Below are 9,542 nucleotides of genomic sequence, written 5' to 3' on the forward strand. Positions count from 1 at the left end.
TCAAGGGGCGGCCACCGCGGGGAGCTCTGCGGCCGGCGCCCGCGGAGCGCGCTCATAGACGGCCAGCGCTTCGGGCATGTGCTCCTGCAATTGCTGGATCCGCGTGCCGTGACTGGGGTGGGTGGACAGGAACTCGGGCGGCTGCCCCTTGGCGGCCGCCTCCATCCGTTCCCAAATATGCACCGCTTCCCTGGGATCGTATCCGGCCTGCGCGGCGAGTAACAGCCCGATGTAATCGGCTTCCGATTCGTGCTTCCGGCTGTACGGAAGAATGAAGCCGTAGTTCGCCAGCGCGCCGCCGGCCAACTGGGCCAGCTTCGGATCCAGGCCCTGGCTTGCCGCTCCCACGGTCGCCGCCGTGATCGCCGCCTGCGCAAGCGCCCCTTGGCTCATCCGCTCGGCGCCGTGCCGGGCGAGCGCATGGACCACTTCATGCCCCATGATCGCCGCCAGCCCCGCCTCGTTCTTGGCGATCGGGAAGATGCCGGTGTACACGGCGATCTTGCCGCCGGGCAGCGCGAACGCGTTTTTCATCTGATCGTCCTTGATCACCGTGACGTCCCAATCGAACGTCTTGGCGAGGTCGGCATACTTGGACTGCTTGGCCGCGTCGATGATCCGGGTCGCCACTCGGGTGACCGCCTGCACTTCGCGGGGGTCCGAGGACACCTTGACCTTCGGGTCGCTCAAAACCTGTTGGTACGCCTGCGCGCCCAACTTCTTCTCATAGCTCTCGGGCACCGCCAGGAATTGGCTTCGCTTGGTGTAGGGATTCGTCTCGCAAGCGGCCACCGCCCCCAGCGCCAGCAGCAGAAGGGCGAGAGTGGAGCGGTGCAACCCGGCGATCCTCATGCGCCGTATCCTCTTCATCTCGGCGACTCTATCACAGACCCGCGAAGGCCCGCCAGACGAGCGGGCGGCGTCGCGCTTGTCCGCGTCCCGCTTGCCCGATGCGGCGATTCGTGATAGACACCCCGCATGGCGCTGCTGAAAACCCCTGCCATCGCGCTGAACAGCCGCAAATGGGGCGAGGCGGACCGCATCGTCACCTTCTACACGCTGCGGTTCGGAAAGGTGCGCGGCGTGGCGCGCGGGGCCAGGCGCATCAAGAGCCGATTTGGGAGCGCGCTCGAGCCGTTCGTCGTCTCCGATCTCAACCTCTTTCAGAAGCACCACGATCCCTTGTATCGGATCACTCAGGCGGACATTCGCGAGACGTTTCCCCTGTTGCGCGAGGATCTCACACTGATGTCCGCCGCCGCCCGCCTGGCGAATCTGGTCGCCGCCGTCACGGGGGAGGGCGACGCCGGGCCGAAGCTCTTCGACATGCTGCTGAGCGGGCTGCGCGCCTTGCAAGGCAGCGCGGATGCCGGGCTCGTCGTCCTGCTCTATCAGATCCGCCTGCTCGGTGAGGCCGGCTTTGCGCCTCAGACGGACCACTGTTCGGGATGCGGGGGGCCGGTGGCGAAGGCCGGCCTCGCACGGATCTGGTTCTCGCCGCAGTCCGGCGGCGTGCTGTGCGAGCCCTGCGGCCAGCGGTCTGCGGGGCGTTGCCGCGCCCTGTCTCCGAGCGCGCGGGCCTTGCTGCAGCATGCCCTCCGGTGGGTGCCAGCAGCCTTGACGCGGCTGAAGGCTCCCCCGTCAGTCCAGCTCGAGCTCGAGGCGGCGATCGAGGCGTACGTAACCATCGTGACCGGCAGGCAACTCCCGCCCGCCGACTTCTTGGTCGCGGAGCCGGCCGGAGCCCCGTATCGATCAGTTGTGCCGCCGTGAAAGCTGGGCTATAGTGTCGACAGTGAGGACACGATGAGCACGGCGACGCTCGAGCCCAGAGACATGGAATGGATCGACAAGGGGGTGCTCGGCATCGAATGGAGCGACGGGCACAAGGGCGTCTATCCCGTCCGGTTCCTCAGGCAGCATTGTCCGTGCGCCGCCTGTACCGATGAATGGACGGGGGAGCTTCGACTCAAACCCGACGACGTCCCGTTGCTGATCCGCCTGGAGGACATCGAACCGGTCGGTCGATACGCGTTCAAGATCACCTGGAGCGACGGCCACGATACGGGGATCTACAGCTACACCTTCCTGCGCCGCCTGTGCCAATGCCATCTCTGTCAACCGGTCAGGGCAGAGGAACCCAGGAGCAAGCGATTACTATGAGACGCCTTCTCGCCCGGCGGGTCGTGTCAGGGGCTGTACCCGTTGCGTTGTTGCTCGCCGCCGCGATCGGCTGCCACGTCGTCACGCTCGAGGAGCAAAAGAGCGCGATCCGGCACAGCGACTTCCGCTTGCACGTCCTGTCGCCGGAAGCCTTTCTGGAGACGTGGGGCGACCCGACGTACAGCCATCTCGAGCAGATGCAGTTCTATCCGGTCAAGAACGGCAGCTATGTCCCGCGGTTCCGGACCGCCCCGGCGGAGCCGCCGCCGGATTGGAGGGAAGCCCAGATCGTCTCGGAGCCGGGGCTCTTCTTCGTCTATGCCGACCGGGAAGAGCTTCTGGCCTTCATCGATGGCCGTCTGGTCTATCGGGAGCACCTGCCGGCGGAAGACCTCCACAAGATCGCCAAGACTTGGAAGTATGAGGGCCAGTTCAAGACCCGTCTCGAGACGGGATCGGTCTCTCCCTCCAAGCCCTGATGGCCCTCCTCACCGATCCCGCCCCTGCGCGTGCCTCCCGGATCCTGTTGGTCGCCTCTGAAGCGACTCCCTATGCCAAGACTGGCGGGCTGGCGGACGTCGCGGGGGCCTTGCCGCGCGAGCTCGCCCGACTCGGTCACGATGTCCGACTGGTCATGCCCCGCTATGCCATGCTGAGCGGGCGCGAGGAGACGAAGGAGTGGGGCCGCTTGTCCGTCCCGACGTGGCACGGTCCGGTCCACGTCTCGGTGGAGATGAGCCGGATGCCGGACCCGACCCTTCCACCCGACCGGCAGGCGCGCCTGTACACCGTCCGTTACGATCCCTACTTCGGCCGCGCCGGCCTCTATCAGGAAGCGGGTGCCGACTATCCCGACAACCTCGAGCGGTTCGCCCTGTTCTGCCGGGCGGTGATGGAATTGCAGGCACACTTCGAGGCCTCGGAATCATGGACGGCGGATGTCCTGCATGCGCACGACTGGCAAGCTGCGCTGTGCGTCGTCTATGCCAAGACCCTCCATGCGGCGTCCATTCAACGCCGGGGTACGGCTTCTCTGTTCACCGTCCACAACCTCGGATATCAAGGGATCTTCCCGGCGCCGCAGTTTCCTCGAACCGGTCTTCCCTGGTCGTTGTTCGCCCCGGCGGCCCTCGAGTTCTATGGGTCCTGCAATCTGCTGAAAGGCGGTCTGGTGTTCGCAGACGCGCTCTCGACGGTGAGCGAGACCTATAGCCGAGAGATTCAGACCCCGGAGCTCGGCTTCGGGCTGGACGGCGTCATTCGCGAGCGTCGGGACCGGCTCTCGGGTATCGTCAACGGCATCGACATCGAGGTGTGGAATCCGGCGACCGACGTGCATCTGCCGGCTCACTACCACGCCGAAGATCCGTCAGGGAAGAGGGTGTGTAAGGCCGCGTTGCAGCGCGAATACAAGCTGCCGACGAAGAACGTGCCGCTCCTCGGCATCGTCTCGCGGTTGACGCCGCAAAAAGGATTGGACCTCGTCCTCGGCATCCTCCCGGAGCTGATGGCGCTCGACCTCCAGCTCGTACTCCTCGGCACGGGGGATCCGCCGTTAGAAGCCCGATTCAGAGAATGGCGCGAGCGTTTTCCCAACAAGATCGGGGTCCGCATCGGTTTTGACGAAGGGCTGGCCCATCGGATCGAGGGGGGAGCCGACCTCTTCCTGATGCCGTCGCGGTATGAGCCGTGCGGACTCAATCAGATGTACAGCCTGCGCTATGGGACCGTGCCGATCGTCCGCCGGACGGGCGGGCTGGCCGACACCGTAATCCCGTACTCGCCGCTCGCAATCGCCGAAAAGCGCGCGACGGGGTTCCTCTTTGGTGAGATCAGCGAGCACGCGTTCCTCACGGCGATCCTGCTGGCGGTGCGGGTGTATCGGGACCAGGAAGACTGGCACACGCTGATGCGTGCAGGGATGAAGACCGATGTATCCTGGGCGCGTTCAGCCCGGTCGTACCTTGCACTGTACGACAAGACGAGGGCGTTGGCCGGGCGGACGTAGCGAGAACGGACCGGTTACGGGGAGGGGGCTAGGATGGGTAGCGCCGCCAACTGTTCGGAGAGAGGAACCCCGGACAGCCGCGCTTCGACGGTGATCTGAGCCAAGCCGCCTCGCGCCTGCGTGACATAGTAGCTGTAGCCGGGTTCGGGGTACTTGAGGACAGCCCGGAACATCTCGTCGGCGACGTCCCAACGTCCAGCGGACAGGGCGACATGCCCTGCACGGATGGTACACGCCGCGGCCATCGCTTTGGGATCGACCGCCAAACGGTTCGCCGGTTCGGACACCCATCGGCGAATGACCCGTGGAAGGGGGATGTCCGGATCGAGCATCGCTCTCGGCTGATGGGCGATCGTCTCGAGTTGGACCGCATACAGCCGCATCGTTTCGAAGTCCGTCCCCGCCTGGCACTGCCGGTAGGTCTTCCAAAGACTCATGAACCCCGAGTTGTCCATTGCCCCGACGGCCGCCGTCGGCTTGGCCGTCTGACAGCCGGAGAGGATGAGGAGGAGACCGAGCAAGGCGAATACTTGTTTCATGATCGTGCTCGTCGGACTTTTGGACGTGAGGGAAGAATGCAGCAAGAGGGATGCCGGAGTCGTCGTTATCTAACTAGCTGAAAAGGCGTCAGTAGCTACCGTTGAGGGGTACAAGAACCGTTGTAAAATCTCAACTGGTGTGTTTTTGCAACCACGGCCATGGCGTGACATTTTTGCAACCGACGTCAGCCGATGGAGACGGCGGTGCCGCGCACGTCCTGTGCACTTCCGAACATGGTCGGCGTCCCGGGAAACCGGAGGAAATGCGGCGTCACCTCGAGCAAGCGGCCCTTGTGGCTGTGGATGCGCCCGCTTGCGACGAACACCGTGTCTTCCTTGACCAAATGAATATCGAGCACCGCCGCGCCCGTCTGGGTGTCCAGGATCTTGACCCAAAAGGGATAGGTGAAGAGGGACAAGACCGGACTCGTCTCGAGCTCGAAGCGGGTCTTTGCATTGAACCGCCATACGTTTCGGCGCAGGTGTGCGACATGCACCCCATCCGCCTCGTAGAGATCGAGCGTGAGCAAGAGCCGAGGATCTTCGGCCCGCACCTCGAGCACGATCTGCTCTTTCCCCTCGATCTTGATCACTCCGCTGGCATTCCGAAAGACGTTTGACCCGATGGTGAGTTCCATACTAGCGGTCGCCGGCGGCCCTCCCGACTATCGGCCTCGCAGGGTGTCTTCTTCGTACTGTGCAAACAGCCGTTTCGCCTCGGGATGCAGGGGCGTGTTCGTCCCCTTCGGGATGCCCGTGGTCCGAAACAGCGGCACCAGCTTGCCGTTGGGGTGGAGATACCCGGCGCGCAACGGAACGGACCGTCGGTCGTGACGGACCAGTTGGCAGGGCGTGGGCCGAATGCTCGTGAGCCAGGCCGCGATGTCGTCGGGATTGCCGATCGAGGCGGACAGCAGGAGCAGCCGGGCTTGGCTTGGGCAGAAGATAATGGTCTCTTCCCAGACCACGCCGCGCTCGGGGTCGGCGATGTACTGGGATTCATCGAGGATCACGAGGCCCAAGGTGTCCAGGCGCACGTCGATCTCCCCGCCGGCCGCATCATAGAGGAGGTTTCTGAGGATCTCCGTCGTCATGATCAAGAGCGGGGCCTGCGGGTTGTCGCGCCGGTCGCCGGTGAGGATCCCCACTCGATCGGCACCGAAGATCTTCGCGAACTCGGTGAACTTCGTATTCGAGAGGGCCTTGAGAGGAGACGTATAGATGACTGTACGGTCGGCGTCAATAGCGCGCTTGGCGGCCTCCACGGCCACGTAGGTTTTGCCGCTCCCGGTCGGCACGCTGACGATCACGTCGGTCGTCATCAAATGGGTCAGCGCTTCTTCCTGCCAGGGATCGGGGATGAAGGGCTGCGGCGGAGGGACGCCGATGCCCGTGAGAAACGCCTGGAGATCGACCGGCGGCTCGCTGGGCTCGGCGGGGCGCGGCGTGGGTGCCGCCGCGTCCGGCGCGCGCGCCGGCGTCGGCCGCTCGGACCGGCGTCCGCCTGGATGGGCCCGGTCCTGCTCGATCAAGGTGGTGAGATCCGATTCGAGCCCCGCCCGGTTTTCGGAGGAGTGCTGGAGCAGGGCCTCGATCAGCTTCCGCTTCCCGAGCCGAAAGTGCCGCCGGATGCGGCCGCGCGCCAGGCGATGAAGGCGGCTCACCGGTTGTTGTGCCAGCAACTGTTCCAGCTCTTCCGTGGTCATCCGTCAGCTCGTTTCGTTCCGATCACGTGCTCGTTCCCGTGTCCGTATGACGCCCTCAGGGCAGCTCCTCCAGCACCCCTCTTCGCAAGGCTTTGATGGCCTTCTCCGCGGTGTCTGCGAGGCCCGGGTGGCTCGCATGGAGCTGGTGCACTTGCGAGAGATATTCGAGCGTGCGGGCCAGGAGCCGATAGATGTCGCCTTCGGCCATCGTCGTCAACCGGCACAACCCGATCCACGTCAGGTTTGGATCGCCGATCCATCGCTCCGTGAGGGCGGCGACGTCCGCGCGCAACAGCGGAGGATCTTCGTGGGCCGCGAGGGACTGGGCGAGGTACCGAACTTGGCCCAGCAGCGACAACAGCCCGCTGCTCGCCCGCGGAAACCCACCCGGTCGATCGTCGTCGTGCGCGATGCTGGCCAGCACGCCGGCCAGGATCTGCGGCTCGACGCCGGTGAAGGCTTCCGCACGAATCAGCTCGGTGATGAGCAGCGAGTGGTCGATCCGGATCAAGCGCGCCCATTCACCGGCGTCCGTCAACTGAAAGGACGGGGTGAGATAGCCGAACTCCTGCAACACTTCCGCGCGCGACTGGAACCGGTGCCACAGACCCGTGCGCAACGCTTGAATCATCTTCGTGTGGCGGGTGATCTCCTGTCGCAGCCGATAGGCTGCCGCATGATCCTTCTGGCAGGCGGGCCGCGACGGGCACGTTGGGCACGGAAACTCGTCGGTCAACGTTTCGCCGACATCCGGTTCTTCCCCCTCCGCGGGCACCAGGATCGGGAGCGAGGGGAGGCGAGCGGGCAGCTCCTGGAGCTGCCCGATCAGCAGATCGAGATTCTTATGGGTACACCAGGGATAGCCGGGCGCCTCGACGACGTCGAACGTGCGGTCGTAGACATGGGTCACCAGGTCCGCCGGGCACTCGGTAATCATCCCGCCCGGCCGGAGCACGGTGATCATCGGGTTCCGCTGTCCCCGGCTCCGATACTGCCGCAGGATGACGCCTCTTCCGCGCGGCAGGCCGGCGACCCGACCGGGCGTGAGAAAATGCAGCTTGGCGGTCAGCTCGGGCGGCTCGCGGCGCTTGACCTGCACTCGATGCGCTTTTCGCCGGCGGGCTTGGTCGAAGAGGTGCCACTGGGTGATCCAGTCGGCGCAAACACGCGGGCCGTACGGCGCCATGGCCTCGCGCAGGGCATCCAGCTTGGTCTCGAGCGTTTCCGCCCGCCGGTTGAGCTGAAACTGGGCGAAGCTCTTCGCCAGGATCGAATGAATGTGATCCAGCGGATGGGCCTTCAGCAGGTTCAGGACCATCGGGTACGTGATCACGAACTGGCTGTCGATCGGCTCGGGCTGACCGGTCAGCCCCTTCGCGAGCACCTCGAGATCGATGTAGGGCGAGGGGGTGACGATCGCGAAGCCGACCAAGTCTTTCCCGCGGCGGCCGGCGCGGCCCGCGAGTTGCTGGATCTCCCCCACGGTCAGCTCCGTGAAGTCCTGCGTCTTCCGCACGCTGGACTGGGTGATCACGACGGTTCTCGCGGGAAAGTCCACCCCGGCGGCCAGCGTCGTGGTCGCGAAGACCGCGTCCAGACAGCCCCGACGCATGAGCTCCTCGACCGCGATCTTCCAGGACGGCAGATGGCCCGCGTGGTGGGCCGCGACGCCGACCTGAGTGACGGTGGGGAGCAAGGGATGGTCCGCGATGCTGGGATACTGTCGGATCACGTCCTCGAGCACGGCGGTGATCGCCTCTTGTCGGGGGCGCGGCAGGGCCACGTGGCTTCGCTGAAACGCCTGGATGGCTTCGTCGCAGGCGCGACGGGAGGTCAGGAACACGATGGCCGGGGTGAGGTGCTTGTGGCGAAGGGTCGAGATCAGGTCAACCGGGTGGATTGAGGGCGGCATTCAACTTCATTCCCTTCGAGATGGCCACCAGACCGGAGTCGGTCACCGTAAACCGACGCCGATCGGTCTCATGATCGTAGCCGATCTCGGTCTTCGGAGGAATCACGACGTCCTTGTCGATGATCGCGCGGCGGATTCGCGCGTGCTCACCGATGACGACGTTCTCCATCAGGACGGACTCGCGGACGTCGGCGTGGTCCTGCACGATGACGTTGGGGGAGAGCACGGAGTTCTGCACCCGGCCGCCCGAGATGATGCAGCCGCCGCAGACGATCGAGTCGAGCGCGACCCCCATGCGGCCGCCTTGAAAGTCCTGGGCGAAGACGAACTTCGCCGGCGGGAACTGACCTTGATAGGTCCGGATCGGCCAATGCTGGTCGTACAGGTTGAAGAGGGGATCGACGGCGACGAGATCCATGTTGGCTTCCCAGTAGGCGTCGAGGGTGCCGATGTCCCGCCAGTACTTCACCTCTTTCTTGTTCTCGTCCTGAAACTTGAACGCGAAGACGCGATGGGTCTCGATCATCCGGGGGACGATGTTCTTCCCGAAGTCGTGCAGGGTGTCTTGCTTGGCGTCCTCGATCAGCCGCTCGCGGATCACGTCGGTCTTGAACAAATAAATGCCCATCGAGACGAAGGCATGAGCCGGATCATGGGGCATCGGCGTCGGGTTTTTCGGCTTCTCGTCGAACCGGAGGATTCGGTTCTGCTCGTCGACGGTGATCACGCCGAACCGGGTCGCTTCGGCCACGGGGAACTCGATCGCGCCCACCACGGCGTCCGCCTGCCTGTCTTCGAGAAAGGCCACCATCTCGGCATAATTCATCTTATAAATATGGTCGCCGGCGAGGACGAGCAGGTAGTCGCGGTGCTCGCTGTCGAGCAGGAACAGGTTCTGGTAGACGGCGTCGGCGGTGCCCTTGTACCAATCCTCGCTGATCCGCTGCTGGGGGGGGATCGACGAGATGTATTCGCCGAGCTCCGAACTCAGGATGGTCCAGCCGCACCGGATATGGCGATCGAGGGAATGGGATTTGTACTGGATCAGGACGGCGATCTGGCGGAGCCCGGAGTTGATGCAATTGCTGAGCGTGAAATCGATGATGCGATACTTTCCCCCGAAGGGGACGGCCGGCTTGGCCCGGTACTGCGTGAGCGGGTAGAGCCGCTCGCCCTTACCCCCGGCCAGCACCATCGTGAAGACGTTTTGCATG

The 9,542-nt window shown here is 64.7% G+C and carries 10 protein-coding genes; 4 read left to right on the top strand and 6 right to left on the bottom strand.

What is annotated here, in order from left to right; genetic code table 11:
* On the bottom strand, positions 1 to 852 hold the full coding sequence (locus tag ACWHYV_RS09090; RefSeq protein ID WP_447980318.1) for a M48 family metallopeptidase: 852 nt from the start codon (positions 850 to 852) through the stop codon (positions 1 to 3).
* A gap of 126 nt (positions 853 to 978) precedes the next feature.
* Here ACWHYV_RS09090 and recO point away from each other — a divergent pair, with 126 nt between their 5' ends.
* The 4 genes from recO to glgA are packed head-to-tail and all read left to right on the top strand — an operon-like array spanning position 979 to position 4,171.
* Positions 979 to 1,773 carry a DNA repair protein RecO gene (gene recO / locus ACWHYV_RS09095; RefSeq protein ID WP_447980319.1) on the top strand — a complete coding sequence of 265 codons (795 nt, stop codon included), beginning with the start codon at positions 979 to 981 and terminating at the stop codon, positions 1,771 to 1,773.
* A gap of 33 nt (positions 1,774 to 1,806) precedes the next feature.
* On the top strand, positions 1,807 to 2,163 hold the full coding sequence (locus ACWHYV_RS09100) for a gamma-butyrobetaine hydroxylase-like domain-containing protein (RefSeq protein ID WP_447980320.1): 357 nt from the start codon (positions 1,807 to 1,809) through the stop codon (positions 2,161 to 2,163).
* Positions 2,160 to 2,642 carry a hypothetical protein gene (locus ACWHYV_RS09105; RefSeq protein WP_447980321.1) on the top strand — a complete coding sequence of 161 codons (483 nt, stop codon included), beginning with the start codon at positions 2,160 to 2,162 and terminating at the stop codon, positions 2,640 to 2,642. The genes ACWHYV_RS09100 and ACWHYV_RS09105 overlap by 4 nt, the downstream gene beginning before the upstream one ends.
* On the top strand, positions 2,642 to 4,171 hold the full coding sequence (gene glgA / locus ACWHYV_RS09110; RefSeq protein ID WP_447980322.1) for a glycogen synthase GlgA: 1,530 nt from the start codon (positions 2,642 to 2,644) through the stop codon (positions 4,169 to 4,171). The genes ACWHYV_RS09105 and glgA overlap by 1 nt, the downstream gene beginning before the upstream one ends.
* Positions 4,172 to 4,185: 14 nt before the next feature.
* Here the strand turns inward: glgA and ACWHYV_RS09115 are convergent, their stop codons facing one another.
* The 5 genes from ACWHYV_RS09115 to glgC all read right to left on the bottom strand — a co-directional run bounded on the left by ACWHYV_RS09115 (position 4,186) and on the right by glgC (position 9,541).
* On the bottom strand, positions 4,186 to 4,710 hold the full coding sequence (locus ACWHYV_RS09115) for a hypothetical protein (protein ID WP_447980323.1): 525 nt from the start codon (positions 4,708 to 4,710) through the stop codon (positions 4,186 to 4,188).
* Between the two features lie 185 nt (positions 4,711 to 4,895).
* Positions 4,896 to 5,348 carry a hypothetical protein gene (locus ACWHYV_RS09120; protein WP_447980324.1) on the bottom strand — a complete coding sequence of 151 codons (453 nt, stop codon included), beginning with the start codon at positions 5,346 to 5,348 and terminating at the stop codon, positions 4,896 to 4,898.
* A 27-nt stretch (positions 5,349 to 5,375) separates the two neighbouring features.
* Positions 5,376 to 6,416 (bottom strand): DEAD/DEAH box helicase, encoded by a 1,041-nt coding sequence (locus ACWHYV_RS09125; protein ID WP_447980325.1) that lies wholly within the window; start codon positions 6,414 to 6,416, stop codon positions 5,376 to 5,378.
* A 55-nt stretch (positions 6,417 to 6,471) separates the two neighbouring features.
* Positions 6,472 to 8,328, bottom strand: a complete 1,857-nt coding sequence (locus ACWHYV_RS09130; protein WP_447980326.1) for a helicase-related protein — start codon at positions 8,326 to 8,328, stop codon at positions 6,472 to 6,474.
* Positions 8,303 to 9,541: a glucose-1-phosphate adenylyltransferase gene (glgC, locus tag ACWHYV_RS09135; RefSeq protein WP_447980327.1), complete on the bottom strand. Its 1,239-nt coding sequence runs from the start codon at positions 9,539 to 9,541 to the stop codon at positions 8,303 to 8,305. Before glgC ends, ACWHYV_RS09130 begins: the two co-directional genes overlap by 26 nt.
* Position 9,542: the final 1 nt, after the last annotated feature.

This window comes from Candidatus Nitrospira bockiana (assembly GCF_965152565.1).

Coding starts and splice junctions, on each gene's coding strand:
- ACWHYV_RS09120 (WP_447980324.1), bottom strand. CDS start 5,348: ATGGAACTCACCATCGGGTCAAACGTCTTTCGGAATGCCAGCGGAGTG.
- glgC (WP_447980327.1), bottom strand. CDS start 9,541: ATGCAAAACGTCTTCACGATGGTGCTGGCCGGGGGTAAGGGCGAGCGG.
- ACWHYV_RS09105 (WP_447980321.1), top strand. CDS start 2,160: ATGAGACGCCTTCTCGCCCGGCGGGTCGTGTCAGGGGCTGTACCCGTT.
- recO (WP_447980319.1), top strand. CDS start 979: ATGGCGCTGCTGAAAACCCCTGCCATCGCGCTGAACAGCCGCAAATGG.
- glgA (WP_447980322.1), top strand. CDS start 2,642: ATGGCCCTCCTCACCGATCCCGCCCCTGCGCGTGCCTCCCGGATCCTG.
- ACWHYV_RS09125 (WP_447980325.1), bottom strand. CDS start 6,416: ATGACCACGGAAGAGCTGGAACAGTTGCTGGCACAACAACCGGTGAGC.
- ACWHYV_RS09115 (WP_447980323.1), bottom strand. CDS start 4,710: ATGAAACAAGTATTCGCCTTGCTCGGTCTCCTCCTCATCCTCTCCGGC.
- ACWHYV_RS09100 (WP_447980320.1), top strand. CDS start 1,807: ATGAGCACGGCGACGCTCGAGCCCAGAGACATGGAATGGATCGACAAG.
- ACWHYV_RS09090 (WP_447980318.1), bottom strand. CDS start 852: ATGAGGATCGCCGGGTTGCACCGCTCCACTCTCGCCCTTCTGCTGCTG.
- ACWHYV_RS09130 (WP_447980326.1), bottom strand. CDS start 8,328: ATGCCGCCCTCAATCCACCCGGTTGACCTGATCTCGACCCTTCGCCAC.